The 18488-nt window shown below is 35.6% G+C and carries 13 protein-coding genes; 9 read left to right on the top strand and 4 right to left on the bottom strand.

From position 1 onward, the window contains the following. The first annotated feature begins 162 nt into the window (after positions 1 to 162). From hisA to AB8B52_RS02200, 5 genes are all read left to right on the top strand, one after another. The gene (gene hisA / locus AB8B52_RS02220) at positions 163 to 876 is read left to right on the top strand and encodes a 1-(5-phosphoribosyl)-5-[(5-phosphoribosylamino)methylideneamino]imidazole-4-carboxamide isomerase (RefSeq protein ID WP_406024801.1); all 714 of its coding nucleotides are present in this window, start codon (positions 163 to 165) and stop codon (positions 874 to 876) included. Beyond that, entirely contained in the window at positions 870 to 1628 is a 759-nt protein-coding gene (gene hisF, locus AB8B52_RS02215) for an imidazole glycerol phosphate synthase subunit HisF (protein WP_406024799.1), read from the top strand. The genes hisA and hisF overlap by 7 nt, the downstream gene beginning before the upstream one ends. Further along, positions 1619 to 2203, top strand: coding sequence for a bifunctional phosphoribosyl-AMP cyclohydrolase/phosphoribosyl-ATP diphosphatase HisIE (hisIE, locus tag AB8B52_RS02210; RefSeq protein WP_406024797.1), 585 nt, complete (start codon positions 1619 to 1621; stop codon positions 2201 to 2203). The genes hisF and hisIE overlap by 10 nt, the downstream gene beginning before the upstream one ends. A gap of 419 nt (positions 2204 to 2622) precedes the next feature. Next, positions 2623 to 3009: a hypothetical protein gene (locus AB8B52_RS02205; protein WP_406024795.1), complete on the top strand. Its 387-nt coding sequence runs from the start codon at positions 2623 to 2625 to the stop codon at positions 3007 to 3009. A 4-nt stretch (positions 3010 to 3013) separates the two neighbouring features. Next, the gene (locus AB8B52_RS02200; protein WP_406024794.1) at positions 3014 to 3304 is read left to right on the top strand and encodes a hypothetical protein; all 291 of its coding nucleotides are present in this window, start codon (positions 3014 to 3016) and stop codon (positions 3302 to 3304) included. Between the two features lie 224 nt (positions 3305 to 3528). On the opposite strand, the gene AB8B52_RS02195 is transcribed toward AB8B52_RS02200, so the two are convergent. Both AB8B52_RS02195 and gltB read right to left on the bottom strand, forming a co-directional pair. Beyond that, positions 3529 to 4992, bottom strand: coding sequence for a glutamate synthase subunit beta (locus tag AB8B52_RS02195; RefSeq protein WP_406024886.1), 1464 nt, complete (start codon positions 4990 to 4992; stop codon positions 3529 to 3531). 151 nt (positions 4993 to 5143) lie between these two features. Next, the gene (gene gltB, locus AB8B52_RS02190) at positions 5144 to 9658 is read right to left on the bottom strand and encodes a glutamate synthase large subunit (protein WP_406024792.1); all 4515 of its coding nucleotides are present in this window, start codon (positions 9656 to 9658) and stop codon (positions 5144 to 5146) included. Between the two features lie 439 nt (positions 9659 to 10097). On the opposite strand from gltB, the gene AB8B52_RS02185 reads away from it, so the two are divergent. From AB8B52_RS02185 to AB8B52_RS02170, 4 genes are all read left to right on the top strand, one after another. After that, positions 10098 to 11126, top strand: a complete 1029-nt coding sequence (locus tag AB8B52_RS02185) for an outer membrane beta-barrel protein (protein ID WP_406024790.1) — start codon at positions 10098 to 10100, stop codon at positions 11124 to 11126. Between the two features lie 26 nt (positions 11127 to 11152). Continuing rightward, positions 11153 to 12454: an ammonium transporter gene (locus AB8B52_RS02180; protein ID WP_406024788.1), complete on the top strand. Its 1302-nt coding sequence runs from the start codon at positions 11153 to 11155 to the stop codon at positions 12452 to 12454. A gap of 280 nt (positions 12455 to 12734) precedes the next feature. Continuing rightward, on the top strand, positions 12735 to 13073 hold the full coding sequence (locus AB8B52_RS02175) for a P-II family nitrogen regulator (RefSeq protein ID WP_406024786.1): 339 nt from the start codon (positions 12735 to 12737) through the stop codon (positions 13071 to 13073). A gap of 5 nt (positions 13074 to 13078) precedes the next feature. Further along, positions 13079 to 14320: an ammonium transporter gene (locus AB8B52_RS02170; RefSeq protein WP_406024784.1), complete on the top strand. Its 1242-nt coding sequence runs from the start codon at positions 13079 to 13081 to the stop codon at positions 14318 to 14320. Positions 14321 to 14767: 447 nt separating this feature from the next. On the opposite strand, the gene AB8B52_RS02165 is transcribed toward AB8B52_RS02170, so the two are convergent. Together AB8B52_RS02165 and leuB are read right to left on the bottom strand one after the other, a co-directional pair. Continuing rightward, positions 14768 to 17353, bottom strand: coding sequence for a phosphoenolpyruvate carboxylase (locus AB8B52_RS02165; RefSeq protein ID WP_406024782.1), 2586 nt, complete (start codon positions 17351 to 17353; stop codon positions 14768 to 14770). Positions 17354 to 17356: 3 nt separating this feature from the next. Continuing rightward, on the bottom strand, positions 17357 to 18475 hold the full coding sequence (gene leuB, locus AB8B52_RS02160; RefSeq protein WP_406024780.1) for a 3-isopropylmalate dehydrogenase: 1119 nt from the start codon (positions 18473 to 18475) through the stop codon (positions 17357 to 17359). Positions 18476 to 18488: the final 13 nt, after the last annotated feature.

Genomic DNA, 18488 nt, shown 5'->3' with positions numbered 1-18488 from the left:
ACAATTACAAACCGAATGTCATGTTGAGCGCGTCAAAACATCTCAAAAGATAATCCAGACCTCGCAGGTTTTAAAAACCCAGCAGGTCTAGTCAAATTATAAAAGAAGGATTAAAATAAAAATAAGAAAGCTGGACGAGATTCCTGCTTTCGCAGGAATAAAATGAGAATCATACCAGCAATAGATATCATCGACGGAAAATGTGTTCGCCTCACCAAAGGAGATTACAACACCAAAAAAATATATAACGAAAACCCGTTAGAAGTTGCCAAAGCATTTGAGGCTAATGGTATTCAATATTTACATTTAGTGGACTTGGATGGTGCAAAATCAAAACACATTGTCAATCACAACATATTAGAAAGCATTGTGTCTAAAACCAATCTGAAAGTCGATTTTGGTGGTGGATTAAAATCTGACGACGATTTAAAAATCGCTTTTGAATGCGGAGCCAACCAAATTACAGGAGGAAGCATTGCAGCAAATAATCCAGAGGTGTTTTTATCTTGGTTAGAAAATTATGGTGCTGACAAAATTATTTTAGGAGCGGACTGCAAAGACCGAAAAATTGCGACGAATGGTTGGCTAGAAGCCTCTGAATTAGATGTGGTAGATTTTATAAAAGATTATGAATCCAAAGGCATTCAATATGTTATTTGTACAGATATTGCAAAAGATGGTATGCTACAAGGAACGTCCAACGCATTGTATAAAGAAATCATTTCAAAATCGAATATAAAATTAATTGCAAGCGGAGGCGTTTCGTCAATTCAAGATTTAGAATTGGTAAAAGAAATAGGATGTGAAGGTGTCATTCTCGGAAAAGCGATTTACGAAGGAAACATTTCCTTAAAAGAACTTCAGAAACTATGCTAAAAAAACGAATTATACCATGTCTAGATATCAAAGATGGACGAACCGTAAAAGGCATCAATTTTGTTGGTATTAGAGATGCTGGCGACCCAATTGAACTCGCAAAACAATATGTGGCTCATGGAGCAGATGAATTGGTGTTTTTAGACATTACTGCAACGGTCGAAAAACGAAAAACCTTAGTAGAATTAGTCACACATATTTCTGAAGAAATCAATATTCCGTTTACAGTAGGAGGCGGCATTAATACCATTGAGGACGTCTCTAGTGTTATAAAAGCAGGCGCAGATAAAGTAAGTGTAAATTCTTCAGCCGTTAAGAATCCTGAGTTAATTACACAAATTGCCAATCAGTTTGGAAGTCAATGTTGTGTTGTTGCAATAGACACTAAATTTGTAGATGGAGAATGGATGGTATTCGTTCATGGAGGACGAACAGCAACACCCTTAAAAACTTTAGATTGGGTAAAACAAGTGGAAGCGTTAGGTGCTGGCGAAATATTACTCACATCTATGAATAATGATGGCACAAAAGCAGGTTTTGCACTTGATATTACGGGAGAAGTTAGTAAATCCATAAATATTCCTGTAATTGCATCTGGTGGAGCAGGAACAAAAAAACACTTTAAAACTTTGTTTGAAACCACACAAGCAAGTGCAGGATTAGCAGCCAGTATATTTCATTATGGCGACATACCAATTCCGGAATTAAAACAGTATTTAAAAAACGAAAACATAGCAATACGATGGACATAGATTTTTCAAAAGGAGACGGATTAGTTCCTGTCATTATTCAAAATAACGAAACCTTACAAGTTTTAATGCTAGGTTATATGAATCAGGAAGCTTTCACTAAAACTAAAGCGGAACATAAAGTGACCTTTTTTAGCAGAAGTAAAAACAGACTTTGGACTAAAGGTGAAGCGTCAGGTAATTTTTTATTAGTAAAAGACATTCAAATAGATTGTGATAACGATACCATTTTAATTAAGGCCGAACCAAAAGGACCAACTTGCCATTCAGGAAGCACCTCTTGTTTTAAAGAAGACACTGCTAAAGGGTTTCTATACGAATTGCAAAAAACCATTAGTGAAAGAATTGACAGTGACGACCCAAATTCATACACCAATGAATTATTCAAAAGAGGCATAAACAAAGTCGCTCAAAAAGTAGGTGAAGAAGCTGTGGAATTAGTCATTGAAGCTAAAGATGATGACCCAAAATTATTTCAAGACGAAGCTGCTGATTTAATGTATCACTATTTGATTTTATTGAAAGCTAAAGGGTTTAGGCTTGAGGATATTGAGGGTGTTTTGAAGGGTAGGCAGTAACAATTTTTGAAGTCAAAATAGTCATTATGAAAGAATTTCATTCTTAGCAAACCATCAAGGAGATTTCAATTATTAACAATAGTATTGAAATTAGCTACTATTGCGCAATAAATATGAAAATTTAGTATTTCTTATAAAATAAGCAAATAGTGATGAACGTAAGTATATAGAAGTACTGGAATAGGTTCTATTTGCTAAAGTGTGTTAAATGCTGTAACTTGTGATAATGTTATACATCCAACTATTGAAAAGATTGTGGCTATGGTTAATGTTTTCATAATAGGTAAAAGTTATAGTAGAAACGTTTACGATAGAAATAAAGTTGTCATGACAATATAAATTTTGGTACACATATTGTATGTTTGTGTTATACAACAACAAAAGGTAAGTATTAATCTTAATACTAACAGTCATTTAAAATGAATAATCAAGAAGCTAATATTGAAATTACTAGGATAGAAGGAATTTTACAATCTATTTCTGTTGTTATGCCAATATGGGATAAGACAGGTATGGATGAGATGATTTCTGTTAATGTTCCTTTATTCGGAATTAAAACTTTTGCTAAAGACTTGGATGACGCCGAAATAGCCGTAAAAGAATCTTTAACAGCTTTCTGCATAAATGCAGAAAAATTCGGTAAAGGTCTTGAGACTGAACTTAAAATTATGGGGTGGTGCTTTAATAACGAAAGTACTAGAGATGTTTCTTTTATGTCTTTTAATGTTCCAGAAGAAGATATAGTTGTAGACCAAATAATGCAAACTGGAGAACAGTTCGCAGAAAAACTACAAATAGCTATATAAAACTATGGGTGACCCTTATTATCCTACGGTTGACGTAGCTTTCATTGTACAAAAAATACTTGATAGTAAGAAAGTAATTCCAGAAAGCAAATTTGAAATGGGTAGAACTACTACTTTTGTTATGGCTAATGATAAGCCTATGCACAAAAGGCATGTAACAGTGAGACATTTCGATGGTCAAATAAATTTTGAACAAGCTACAGGAAAAGCAATATTATTTGGTTTCATGGGTGATTTACTTGAATGGTATGAAGAAAATAGAGACTGGAAAGAGGGAGGTTATATTAACAAATAATTCATATACCAGATCCATTAAAAAAGCATGATACCATTTCAACGATTTATCTTATAAAAAGAACATATTTAATTCTGTACTTTAAGAAACAAATCGTTAATCTTATAAACCATTTTTATCACCATTACCTCACGAATAAAAAAAAGCATCCATTTCCAGATGCTTTACTTCTACCCTAACAATAGACTTACCCTTAAAATATTATAGCAGTAGAAAATCCTGTATTAAAGCCCTACCAAATCAGCATCTTCATTCTTAGTCGCTAAATCCGATTTACCCATTAAGTAAATATCCACTTGCCTTGCTGCTTCTCTACCTTCAGAAATCGCCCAAACAATTAAGGATTGTCCTCTACGCATATCTCCAGCTGCAAATATATTTGGCACATTCGTTTGATATTTGCCATAGCTTGCTTTGTAGTTAGAACGTACATCTCTCTCTAAACCTAATTGGTCTGCGATGGTTTGTTCTGGACCAGTAAAACCAAGTGCTAGTAATGCTAAATCACATGGCCATGTTTTTTCAGTACCTGCAATTTCAATTAATTTTGGTCGTTCACCTGGAATCATTTCCCATTCTACATTTACGGTTTTTAACGCTATTAATTTTCCTTTCGAATCCGTTACAAATTCTTTAGTGTTAATCAACCAATTACGTTCCACACCTTCTTTATGAGACGATGATGTTTTTAATTGTAACGGCCAATATGGCCATGGTGTTGTTGCTGATCTGTGTCCTGGTGGTTTTGGCATAATTTCAAAATTGACTACCGATTTTGCTCCTTGACGATTCGATGTTCCAATACAATCCGATCCTGTATCTCCACCTCCTATAACAATGACGTTTTTATCTGTTGCTAGTATTTGATCTTTTACTTTTTGTCCAAAAACAACTTTGGTCTGTTGTGTTAGAAAATCCATCGCTTGCACCACTCCATCTGCATCAATTCCTGGTGTTGGTAGACTTCTTCTCTCGCTAGCTCCACCACAAAGCACAACCGCATCAAAAGCTTTTAAATCTTCAACATCATAATTCACACCAACATTAACGTTGGTTTTAAAGATAATACCTTCAGCTTCTAAAATTGCTAAACGACGATCTATAATCCCTTTCTCCATTTTAAAATTAGGAATTCCGTAACGCAATAACCCTCCAATAGCATCATCACGCTCAAAAACAGTCACAGTGTGACCAGCTCTATTTAATTGTTGTGCCGCTGCTAAACCTGCTGGTCCAGAACCGACGACTGCAATTGTTTTACCTGTTCTTATTTTTGGTGGTTGTGGTTTAATCCAACCCTCTTTAAAGGCACGCTCAACAATATTTTTTTCAATATTTTCGATGGAAACAGGATCTTCAATAATTCCTAAAACGCATGCTTGTTCGCATGGCGCAGGACATAAACGACCTGTAAACTCTGGGAAATTGTTTGTAGAATGTAATATCCAAGAGGCTTTTTGCCATTCGCCTTGATGCACCATATGATTAAAATCTGGAATTAAATTACCTAGCGGACAACCACTATGGCAAAATGGAATTCCACAATCCATACAACGCGACCCTTGTTTTGTGAGCTCTTTTTCACTTAGAGGGACTGTAAATTCTTTATAATTTTTTACACGATCCTTTACTGGATTGTACTTTTCGTCTTTTCTTTCGAATTCTTTAAAACCTGTTACTTTTCCCATCTTAATTCCTGCGAAAGCAGGAATCTTATCCTTGCTTTCTAAATTTAATTGTGTTAATCCTACAGGATTTCTAAAACCCTTTAGGTATAGATTTGTCATTTATACCTACAAGGTCTCCAAGACCTTGCAGGATTTTAAAAACAACTTATCACTAAACTATTTCTAATTCTTCAACCATTGGCTCCTCCGTTTCCAAACGCTTCAATGCACGTTTGTATTCCGTTGGCATCACTCTTACAAAATTACTTAAGCTCGTTTCCCAATTTGCTAATAACGATTGACCTAACTGACTATCAGTATATTTTACATGTTTTTCAATCAACCCTTTTAAGTCATTTCCATCTTTTTTAAGAATCTTCTCAAATTCGATAGTTTCGGTATTACATAATCCGTTTACAAATTTGTCTTCCGGATCGTAAACATAAGCGATACCCCCACTCATACCTGCTGCAAAATTTCGACCTGTTTTACCAAGAACGACCACTTTTCCACCCGTCATATATTCGCAACAATGATCACCGACACCCTCTACAACAGCAATAGCACCAGAGTTTCTAACCGCAAAACGTTCGCCAGCAATGCCGTTGATGTAAGCCTGTCCTTCTACAGCTCCGAACAGACAAACATTACCAATGATGATATTGTCTTGTGCCACGAAATCTGCTTTTGCCGGTTTCTTCACGATTAATTTTGCTCCCGATAAACCTTTCCCTAGGTAATCATTGGTGTTTCCTTCGAGATTGAACGTTAATCCGTGTGCTCCAAACGCACCGAAACTCTGTCCTGCAGAACCTTGAAAATTGATATTAAGTGTATCTTCAGGTAAACCTAAATGGCCATATATTTTTGAAATCTCATTACTCACAATTGCCCCAACTGTACGGTTGGTATTTTTAATTGGATAAGCCAATGTCATTTGCTCTTTTCGATATAAAGCACGATGCGAATCCTTTAATATTTTAAAATCTAAAACATTGTCGAGATTGTGTTCTTGCCGTCCTGTATTTTTAACTGGCATCTGAGCATATTCCGCTGGTCTGTGCAAGATTGAAGATAAATCTAAACCTTTGGCTTTATAGTGCTTTATGGCTTTATTCGCATTTATCTTATGTGTCTGACCAACCATTTCCGACATAGATCTGAATCCTAATTCTGCCATAATGCTTCTCAATTCTTCAGCGATATAATAGAAGAAATTAATGACGTGTTCTGGTGTTCCTTTAAAGTTCTTACGCAAGGTTTTATCTTGTGTAGCAATTCCGACCGGACAGGTATTTAAATGGCACTTTCGCATCATAATGCACCCTGAAGCAACCAAAGGTGCTGTAGCAAAACCGAATTCTTCTGCACCTAATAATGCTGCAATCGCAACATCACGTCCTGTTTTTAATTGCCCATCACATTCTACTACGATTCGACTTCTTAAATTATTAAGTACTAAAGTTTGTTGTGCTTCTGCTAAACCAAGTTCCCAAGGCAAACCTGCATGCTTTAATGAGGTTAAAGGTGAAGCGCCTGTTCCTCCATCATAACCTGAAATTAAAACCACATCTGCTTTTGCTTTTGCAACACCAGCTGCGATGGTTCCTACTCCAACTTCAGACACTAACTTTACATTAATTCTGGCTTCGCGATTCGCATTTTTTAAATCGTAAATGAGTTGAGCTAAATCTTCAATTGAATAAATATCGTGATGTGGTGGTGGCGAAATTAACCCAACGAATGGTGTTGAATTTCGTGCTGCGGCAATCCATGGTAATACTTTTTCACCAGGCAACTGACCGCCTTCTCCTGGCTTTGCACCTTGAGCCATTTTAATTTGAATCTCTCTAGCATTGGTTAAATAATGAGAAGTCACTCCAAAACGACCAGAAGCCACTTGTTTTATTGCCGAATTCCGGCTATCACCATTTACATCTGGCTGAAAACGATTACGATCTTCTCCTCCTTCACCCGAATTAGATTTTCCTCCAATTCTGTTCATGGCAATCGCTAAATTTTCGTGTGCTTCTCTCGAAATTGAACCATACGACATGGCACCCGTTTTGAAACGTTTTACAATTTCTGTCCAAGGCTCTACTTCCTCTAGCGGAATAGGATCAATATTATTAAACTCGAACAAGCCACGAATGGTCATTAGATTTTCAGATTGTTCATTAATGGCTTTCGCATAAACATCATAACTATCTTGATCGCTCAATCGCACAGCTTGTTGCAATTTCGCAACTGTTGTTGGATTAAATAAGTGCTTTTCTCCGTTACGTCTCCACCTGTAATCGCCTCCAATATTTAAACCTAAACGCTTATCGACTTCAGAATTTGGATAGGCATATTTATAACGTTTATCGATTTCTTTTTCGATTTCATAAAGTCCAATACCTTCAATTCTTGATGTGGTGTAAGGAAAATATTTTTCTACGAATTGCGAGTTGAAACCAACGATTTCGAATATCTGAGAACCTCGATATGAACGTAATGTTGAGATGCCTATTTTGTTCATCACTTTTAAAATACCTTTTCCAATCGCTTTGTTGAAATTATCGACCGCTTTTTGCTCATCCATATCCGTAATGAAGCCTTCTTTTACTTGCGCTCTAATAATTTCGTTCACCATATAAGGGTTTACAGCGCTTGCACCATAACCAAATAAGGTGGCGAAATGATGTGGTTCGCGTGGTTCTGCAGACTCTATTATAATATCGAAATATGAACGCTTACGCAAACGATTCATCTGGTGACTGACATAAGAACAGGCTAATAACGCAGGAATAGGTGCCAATTCTTTGCTCACGCCTCTATCTGATAAAATGATAATGTTTGTCTTTCGTTCTAAGGCTTTTTCAATTTGAGTAATAACAGTATCCAAGGCATCTTCAAGTCCATTAAGCCCTTTATCTTTTTGGTATAAAAGCTCGATCGTTTCGGCCTTAAACCCTTCAACCGAAATGTGTCGTATTTTTTCTAAATCGTCATTCGATATTACAGGATTCTGAATTTTCAACTTTCTACATTGTCTTTCGGTAATGCTAAAAATATTGCGATCTTTTCCTAATGATAAGCTAATGTCTGTTACGATTTCTTCACGAATTCCATCTAAAGGCGGATTGGTAACCTGAGCAAATAACTGTTTAAAGTAATTTGAAATTAACTGAGGCTTATTAGATAACACGGCTAAAGGTGTGTCAGTTCCCATTGAACCTAAAGCTTCTTTTGCTTTTTGAGCCATTGGTGTAATGACTTCTTGAATATCTTCGAACGTATAGTTAAAGAGACGTTGCCTCGTTTTTATATCTAAAAGTTCAATAGGACAGGTTTCACCTGTGTAAGGAATATCTTTTAAGTGTATTCTTGTTTTATCTAACCATTCTTGATACGGCCTTTCTCTAACAATCTTACTTTTTATTTCTTCATCATTGATAATACGACCTTGGTTCATATCAACCAAAAACATTTTGCCAGGTTCTAAACGACCATGACTTTCTACATCTTCTGGTGCGATCTCAACCACTCCGATTTCTGAAGACATAATCAGTTTCCCGCTTTTAGTCACGGTATATCTTGATGGTCTTAATCCGTTTCTATCAAGCAATGCACCAATATAATTTCCATCTGTAAAAGGCACAGAAGCTGGTCCATCCCAAGGCTCCATAATACAAGAGTTGTAATCGTAAAACGCTTTACGCTCTGGCGACATGGTAGCGTGTTTTTCCCATGCTTCAGGAATCATCATCATCATCACCTCTGGCAATGAACGACCCGTATGTGTTAATAATTCCACCACCATATCCATAGAGGCAGAATCTGATTTTCCGGGTAAAATAATAGGAAACAACTTATCTATTTGCGGTCCAAAAACGTCGCTTTTCATGATTTCTTCACGTACTCGCATTCGACTCACATTACCACGCAGTGTATTTATTTCTCCATTCTGACACATAAATCGGAAGGGCTGCGCCAATTCCCAAGTCGGCATTGTATTCGTAGAAAAACGCTGATGTACTAAAGCCAAACGTGTTACTAAATCGTCTTCTTGTAAATCTTTATAATAAGGCCCAATATCTTCAGGCATAATAATACCTTTATATATAAGCGTATTCATAGATAAACTTGACACGTAGAAATAAGAACTTTGCGACATCTTAGATTTTCTAACGGTGTGCTCTGTTATTTTTCGTGCTGCGTATAATTTTGCTTTAAAATCAGCTTCAGAAACTTCATTCGATTTTCCAACGAACAGTTGTTCTATATTAGGTTCTGATGCTAAAGCGATTTCTCCCAGTTGTGTAGAATCTACCGGCACTTCTCTCCATCCTATAATCGATAATCCTTGAGCTATGATTTCCTTTTCAAACGTGTCTTTACAAAACTTATATTGGTTTCTATTTTTAGGAAGAAATACCATTCCGACAGCATACTTTCCTTTTACAGGAACTTTAAAACCACAAACGCGTTTAAAATAAGCATGCGGTATATCTATTAATAAACCAGCACCATCTCCAGTTTTTCCATCCGAACTTACTCCACCACGATGTTCTAATTTTACAAGAATCTCTAGCGCATCATGTATGATTTGATTTGTCTTTTCTCCCTTAAGGTTACAGATAAATCCTGCGCCACAATTTTCGTGTTCAAATTCTGGTGAATAAAGGCCTTGTTTCTTATACATAATCTTGCAAATTTTTAAAGGCTTTAACACCTTATTACCTCTCTAATATAAGGTCAAAAATTCGATTAAAAGAAAAGAAGAAACACTTTTCCCATATTGATAATTATGCGCATTCTAAATGAAAATTTGATAATTATACTGACATATACTACTAAATAAGTAATGAAAAATATTTAACAAAAAATCCTTTTTATTGCGAAAACGTTTGCGATATGAATAAAAAACTAATTATTCTTTAAGGAAATAAACATTTTTGTCAAATTATTGAAAATTCAGATTATCAATTTCACACAAAAACAAGTATAATTAATTTTAACCCTAAAAATTATAGGGTATAAAATAAAATATTCATAAAAATAAACTTTAATACCCTATTTCTTTATGGGTTATAAATTAAATAAAATAGATTTACACTTCAAACCACGAAATATTAAATATTATGAAAAAAATTTTTACTCTAACATTATTTTTAATGTCGATAGTTTTAACTGCACAAGATTCTACTGCAGTCGCTAAAAAGTTTACACTTTCTGGAAGTGTTGACGCATATTACCAAACTTACTTATCTGCGCCTGATGACGCTGGAGTAACCTTCGGAACTGCATTTGCAGATCAAACAGGATTTGCCGTTGGTATGGGAAACCTAATTGCGAGCTATGAAAGTGGCAAAGTAGGTGCCGTTTTAGATTTAGTTGTTGGACCAAGAGGAGCTGGCGCTACTTTTAGCAACGATATTGTTGATGGTATTGTGAATCAAGCTTACGCATATTGGAATGTTTCCGAAAGTACGACCTTAACATTTGGACGTTTTAACACGTTTTTAGGTTACGAAGTTATTGCACCTGCAGCAAACTTCAACTACAGCACATCTTACTTATTTTCTAGTGGACCTTTCTCTCATGTAGGTTTAAAAGCTGATTTTGCTTTATCTGAGGATTTCAGTTTAATGTTAGCAGTGATGAACCCTTGGGATACTAATAACACGTCTACAACAGGTGAATATTCTTTTGGTGCTCAATTAGGCTACTCTGGTCAATTCTTAAACTTATACTACGATAGTGGTAATAATGGTGGTTTAGGTTTTGAAATAGATTATACAGGTGGTTTTGATCTTTCTGATGAATTTTTCTTAGGTATCAATGCTGCATATAACGAGAATGATGGAAGTGGTTTTTACGGAGCTGCGCTTTACCCACAATATGCTACATCTGATGATTTTAGTATTGGCTTAAGAGGTGAATATTTTGCATTGCACGGTGACGATGATGCCGTAGATTACCCAAGTGTTTTAGGATTAACGTTAACTGGCAGTTACACTGTTGACAGCAACTTAATTATAAAGCCAGAATTAAGACTAGACTCTTTAACAGATGCTGATGGAGGTCTTTATGGCAATGTACTTAACAATGATGGCGCACCAGCTAGTAGCTTAAGTGCATTTACTTTAGCTGCCATTTATACATTTTAAATAAACACTAACTAAAATACATAATTATGCTAACTAATTTCTTAACACTTATCCCAACTCTTACAGCAGTGCAAGATACTGCTGAACCTACAGAAATTGAAGCAGCTGTTGCTGCCATAAATGGAGATATGGGAATGCTTTGGATGCTTCTTTCGGGTATCTTAGTATTCTTTATGCAAGCAGGTTTTACACTAGTTGAAACCGGAATGACACGCTCTAAAAATGCGGCTAACATTGCAATGAAAAACCTATTAGATATTTGTGTGGGCTCGATAACATATTGGTTAGTTGGTTACTCATTGATGTATGGAGAAACATCAAACGGATGGTTTTTCTGGAGTGGTCTAATGCAAGGTGAAGGTGCCGATTTATTTTTCCAAACCATGTTTGCTGCAACAGCAGCAACTATTGTCTCTGGAGCAATTGCGGGCCGAACTAAATACTCAACCTATGCTATATTTTCTATTGTAATGACTGCATTAATCTATCCTATTGCAGGTGGATGGCAATGGCAAGGATCTGGTTGGTTGACTAATTTAGGATTTATTGATTTTGCAGGATCTTCTGTTGTACACTCTGTTGGCGGATGGGCTGCGTTAGTGGCTGCGATTATGGTAGGACCAAGAATTGGTAAATTTGTTGACGGTAAAGTATTTTCGATTCCAGGACACAACCAAATATTAGCAACCTTAGGTGTATTTATTCTTTGGTTAGGATGGTTTGGTTTTAATGGTGGATCTCAACTTGCTTGGGGAGGCGCTGACGCTATTGGTGCATCAAATGTTGTATTAATTACAAATTTGGCTGCAGCTGCAGGTGGACTTGGTGCATTAGTAACAACATGGATTTGGTACGGAAAACCAAACTTACCTCAAACCTTAAATGGTGCACTAGCGGGATTAGTTAGTATTACTGCTGGTTGTGGAAACATGACTGCCGTAGGAGCTGTTGTTGCAGGACTTATAGGTGGTATAATTGTTGTATTCTCAATTGAATTTATTGAGAAAAAACTTAAAATTGATGATGCTATCGGAGCAGCTTCTGTTCATGGTGTAGCTGGTGTATGGGGAACTATTGTTATTGGTCTATGGGGAGTTGATGGAGATACAGGTATTGGACTTTTTAACGGAGGTGGAGCAGGTCAATTAGGTGTGCAAGCTTTAGGTAGTTTGGCTTATGCAGTATGGGCTGTACTTTTATCTTACATTGTCTTTAAAATACTTAAATCTACATTGGGTCTTAGAGTTACCGAAGAAGAAGAAACGGTTGGTCTTGATTTATCAGAACACGGCGAAATAGCTTTCCCAGGAAAAAGAGATAGAGGTTAACCCAAATATACTTTACATATAAAAAAATACTAATAGTTTTAAAATTGATGGTTTAGATAATTAGTTGTTGTTGTTAAAGAAAACCTTCGAAGCTTAAGCATCGAAGGTTTTTGTTTCTATCAGTCTTATACAAAAAAGACCTAAAGTGGTTAAAAATTAATTTATGCTAAATTTTATAGGGTGTAAAATAAAATATTCGTAAAAATAAGTTGAAACCCCTTTTTTTACAAGGGTATAATTAAACTTTATATAGATTTGTGATCTAACTAAATATTTTTTTATGAAAAAAGTTGAAGCCATTATTAGAAAATCAATGTTTTCTAAGGTAAAAAAAGCACTTCACGAAGTCGGAGTCAATTTCTTCTCTTATTGGGATGTTACAGGACTTGGAAATGAAAAAGAAGGACATGTTTACAGAGGTGTCTCTTACAGTACTAGCGACATACAACGACGCTACCTATCCATCGTTGTTAATGATGATTTTGAAGACATTACTATAAAAACCATTATAGAAGCCGCATCCACAGGTGATGTTGGAGATGGTAAAATCTTCGTGTCGAACATCGAAGAATGCTATAGAATACGAACAGGAGACAAAGGAGGACAAACTTTAAAATAAAACACATGGAATTATTAACTACAAATAATGTATGGATGATGATCTGTACAGCACTCGTTTTCTTTATGCACTTAGGTTTTGCATTTTTAGAAATCGGATTGACACGTCAAAAAAACACGATTAATATTTTATTTAAAAACATCTTTATTATTACGGTAGGATTACTTTTATATGCAATAATTGGTTTTAACTTAATGTATCCCACTTGGACGGAAGGTACATGGGGAATTTTAGGAGATTTCTCACTTGGTTTAAGCTCGCCACTTACAGATGCTGGAACTTTAGACTTAACTTATAATGAAGGCTACACCTACTGGACAGATTTCTTATTTCAAGGGATGTTTGCAGCGACAGCAGCAACCATTGTATCTGGAGCTGTGGCAGAACGTATGAAAATAGGACCTTTTATGGTGTTTACAGTAATATATGTTGGTTTTATTTACCCGCTTGCTGGTTCTTGGAAATGGGGAGGCGGATTTTTGCAAACGCTTGAAACACCATTTTATGATTTCGCAGGTTCTACATTAGTTCACTCTGTTGGTGGATGGGCTGCACTTGTTGCAGTTTACTTATTAGGGTCTAGAATTGGTAAATTTAAAGATGGAAAACCACAAGCGATTCCTGGACATAACATTCCATTAGCAACGGCTGGTGTAATTATCCTATGGTTGGGTTGGTTTGGTTTTAATGGTGGCTCTGTATTATCCGCAGATCCTGCATTAACATCATTAACTTTAGTCACCACCTGTTTAGCTGCTGCAGCAGGCGGAGTTGTTGCCGCTTTAGTTTCGACATTACGCTATAAAAATTTAGATTTAACCATGTTTCTTAATGGAATCTTAGGTGGACTTGTTGGTATTACAGCTGGTGCAGACCAAATGAGTCCGACTGATGCCATTCTGATTGGAGCCATTGCAGGTGCCATTATCGTCTTTGCTGTAGCTTTAATTGACAAACTAAAATTAGATGATCCTGTTGGAGCGATTGCAGTACATTTGGCATGTGGTATTTGGGGAACTTTAGCTGTTGGTATCTTTGGTGCCATAGCTAGTGGAGCACAATTTGTTAGTCAACTGATTGGTGTTGCCTCTTATGCTGCGCTTTGTATCGTGTCTTCATTCCTAATTATATTTATTATGAAGAAAACCGTAGGTATTAGAGTTTCTGAACGTGAAGAATTAGAAGGTCTAGATGCGCACGAACATGGCATGGATGCTTATCCAGATTTTAGATTGAATGAGCATTAAAATGAAACGAAAACCTTTAAGGTTTTGAAAATATGAAACGTCTGATTTAAATAATTTAATTAGTTGTTAGGGAAAGCCCTCTGAGTTTAATCTTGGAGGGTTTTTTTGTTACCAAATAAACCTCACAGTCCTGAAAGCTTTGGGGATTAAAAACTTGTGAAGCCTATTCAACTTAACTTGTAAGTATTAAAAAACCATTTCATCTTAATTTCTTTTGAAACGGCCAGAATCTAAAAAATAATGACTTTATCTGGTTTAACTTTTTTATTAAGACCTGCAAGGTTTTGAAAACCTACTAGGTCAATAACTTTAAACGAAAAATTAAAAAAACAATCAAGACAAAGCGCTTTTGTTAGCTTTACAACCAACTAAAAAAGCCTACCAAGTTGAAAACTCAGTAGGCTTTATGTTTCTATATAAGAGATTCCTGCCTACGCAGGAATGTGGTTAAGCCGAATTACGACTCGCATTGATATTACCAAATAAAGATCTGGTAACCATTTTTTTGAAAATTTCAATTTGTGCTTCATCTTTAACCTCAGCTTTTTCAAGCTCTTGAATCCTTTTTAATGCGTATTGCTGAATTGTTATTAAAGGCAATACTATAGATTCTCTAACAGCAATGGAAGCTTTATCTATGGGTTCATTCTCCATAAGTTCCGTGAAGCCTGAAAGTTTTAAAATAAGTCGTTTTGACGTTTCATATTCTTCATAAATAATATTCCAAAAGGCACCATATTCGGGATCTTGAGACATGTATCTTGTTAAATCGAAAAACGATTTGGACAAGGACATCATACTATTGGCGATTAACGTTCTGAAAAAACGAGACGCTTTATACAACTGTTGCACTTTTTCAAATTCACCTTTATCCTCATAAAACTTCAACGCTGTACCTACTCCATAAAACCCAGGCACATTTTGCTTTAGCTGACTCCAAGACCCTACAAAAGGAATGGCTCTTAAATCTGCAAAAACCAAACCTTCAGACTTTCCTCTTTTAGATGGACGACTTCCTATATTGGTTTTAGCGTAGTATTGCAGCGTACTCATTTTCTCTAAATATGACAAAAACTTCGGATGTTTTTTAAAATCTACATAGGCTTTATAACTGAGATTGGCTAAATCGTCCATAACCAACTTATCAGCACTACTCATCTCTAAATTCTTATCGCTAATATGGTTTGATATTCCAGAACTTATCAGTTGCTCCATATTATACTGAGAAGAATCTAAGGTTCCGAAATTAGAACTTATGGTTTGACCTTGAATGGTTAATTGAATTTCTTTATCTTCAATAGTTGGTCCTAAAGACGCATAAAACTGATGCGTTTTTCCACCACCTCTTGCTGGTGGTCCACCACGACCATCAAAAAATATAACATCTATATCGTACTTTCTAGACAATGTCGTTAAGGCTTCTTTTGCTTTATAAATCGCCCAATTTGCCATTAAGTAGCCACCATCTTTAGTGCCATCACTAAACCCTAACATTATGGTTTGCTTATTTCCCCTTGCTGCTACATGGGTTCTATAATTAGGATTAGAGTATAAATCTTCCATCACTTGCGGAGCTGCCAAAAGATCTGGAACTGTTTCAAAAAGTGGCACCACATCTGCCGTAAGATCATCTCCAAAAGCAATAATCTTTAACATAGCAAAAAGTTGCAGCACATTAAGTGTCGTTTGATTATTACTAATAATATAACGGTTACATGCTATTTCGCCATTACTGTCTTGAATAAATTTCATCGCCTTAATCGTTTCAACAATATTAATTGCTGACTCGTCCTTAAACACAATATCTCCAATAGTTCCCTTAATTTCAGCTAGGTGTTTGAGTTGTTCATTTAGCTCTAATTCAAAGAAATTTGAAGGAAACAAATCACTATCATTGGCAATCAGCTCTCCAACCAATGCTCTAAACATGGCATCGTGCACACGGCTATCTTGTCTTATATCCAAACTCGCAAAGTGGTAACCAAACAAGGTTGTTCTATTAATTAGTGTGGTTAATTGATCTACATATAAGGATTGATGTTCTTCTATGAGAATCGTTCTTATGTTATTTAACTCAGCTCTAAAATCAGCCAATGTAATTTGACTCGCTTCAGATTTATGTAAGAGTGTGTTGTGTAACCTATGATTTAAATCAACTATACGCTCCCTAATCCCTTTAAACGTTAATCGACGCCTTAAATATTTAATGTCCTTGATGTAATTTTTAATAATCGATTCTTTTAATTTTTTAGCCACACCCAAAGTGATCTGAGGAGTTACAAATGGATTACCATCGCGATCTCCACCTGGCCAAAAACCGATATTAATGATTGAATTATCAATGACCTTATCATCAAAAATATTTTGCTGAATGTAATCGTAAATTCCACCAAACGATTCATAAAACACATTCTTCAAATACCATATAAGGTTGATAGCCTCATCGTAAGGTGTCGGTTTTTTATCTTTAAAGAAGGGAGTTTTTCCCAACTGCCCTAAAAGGTTATTAATTTCTGTGAGATTATCTTCCTTTATAGCTTCTGCCAAATCTGTAATAATCCCTAAAACGGTACCTGGATAAAATTGTGTTGGATGCGCTGTTAAAACAATTCGTACTTTAAATGATTCCAAATAATCTTGCAACACTTGTTTTTTATGTTCTGCAAAAGCACTTTCTTTTAGGTTTCTTAGCGTTCCGATACCTTCCATATTATTTACAATAGGAAAAGCGGCATCTTCAACTGCATCAAATAAAACGACCTGTCTTTCTATATATTGAATAAAGCGAAACAACAAATTGATTTGACTCTCAGGAGATCTTCTAGCTTGATATTTCTTAAAAAAAGTATCCACAATAGTCGTTGGATCTTCTTGTTTTGCAAAACCTGTTTTACACGTTTCATAAAACAAAGGCAAAAGTGTTACCGTTTTTGAAATGGTATCAAACGGTAAGGTCATAAAAATACTATTGTATATCTGGTATTTTGATAAAACGTTTTGGTTAAAACGTTTTAATTTTGGTTCTATGGGCATAATTTATATGATTGTAGATTGACCCAAATGAATGTTGGCAAAATTCATGTTGGTGTCTTTAGGATTATTTATAAAATCTTCAATGAATTCACCAACTTTACTTGTGGTGACGTTATCATACTTACTATTGATATCTGGAGTTGAAATATTTAATTTTAATGACTTTTCTACAGCCAGTCGTATGAGTTCGGCTTCATTGTGTAATTCAAAATGGCTTAATAACATTGCCGCAGACAATATAGACGCAATTGGATTTGCAATGCCTCTATTTGCTGCCTGTGGATAAGAGCCGTGAATAGGCTCAAACATAGCATATGTATCACCAACCGACGCTGATGCTAACAAACCTATAGAACCACCAATAACACTGGCTTCATCACTGATAATGTCACCAAACATATTTTCAGTTAAAATAACATCGAACTGCTTTGGGTTTAATATCATTTGCATGGCTGCATTATCTACAAAAAGAAAATCGAGCGTTACATCTGGATAATTTTCAGCGACTTCTTTTACTACGTTTCGCCAAAGTCTAGATGTTTCTAAAACATTAGCTTTATCGACCAACGTGACTTTGTTTTTTCTAAGTTCCGCAGCACGAAATGCTAAATGCGCAATCCGTTCAATTTCTTCTCTTGAATAGGCACATAAATCGGATGCAAAATCTCCATCTTTAGATGTATATTTTTCGCCAAAATAAATACCACCAGTTAATTCTCTATAGATACTAATATCCACACCTTTAATAATATGCTCTTTCAATGGAGATTTATCTAACAAACTATCGTAAGCACTAACAGGTCTAATATTGGCATACAAACCTAATTCTTTACGTAATTTGAGTAAGCCTTGTTCAGGACGCACTTTAGACAATGGATTATTATCGTATTTAGGATCACCAATAGCACCAAATAAAATGGCATCTGTAGACTTACACAAGTCTAAGGTTGCTTCTGGTAAAGGATCGTTGTGTTTGTCAATAGCGACAGCACCAACATCTGCGTAGGTGAATTTAAAATTATGATTAAATTCGGAAGCAATAGCTTTTAAAGCTCTTATGGCTTGGTTTGTAACTTCTGGTCCAATACCATCTCCAGGTAAAACGGCAATTTTTAATTTCATACAATGGAGCGAA

The sequence above is a fragment of the Winogradskyella sp. genome, from assembly GCF_045105575.1.
Classification (GTDB): domain Bacteria; phylum Bacteroidota; class Bacteroidia; order Flavobacteriales; family Flavobacteriaceae; genus Winogradskyella.
The sequence above is the reverse complement of the archived record's forward strand: the minus strand, read 5'-3'. Positions and strand labels throughout refer to the sequence as shown.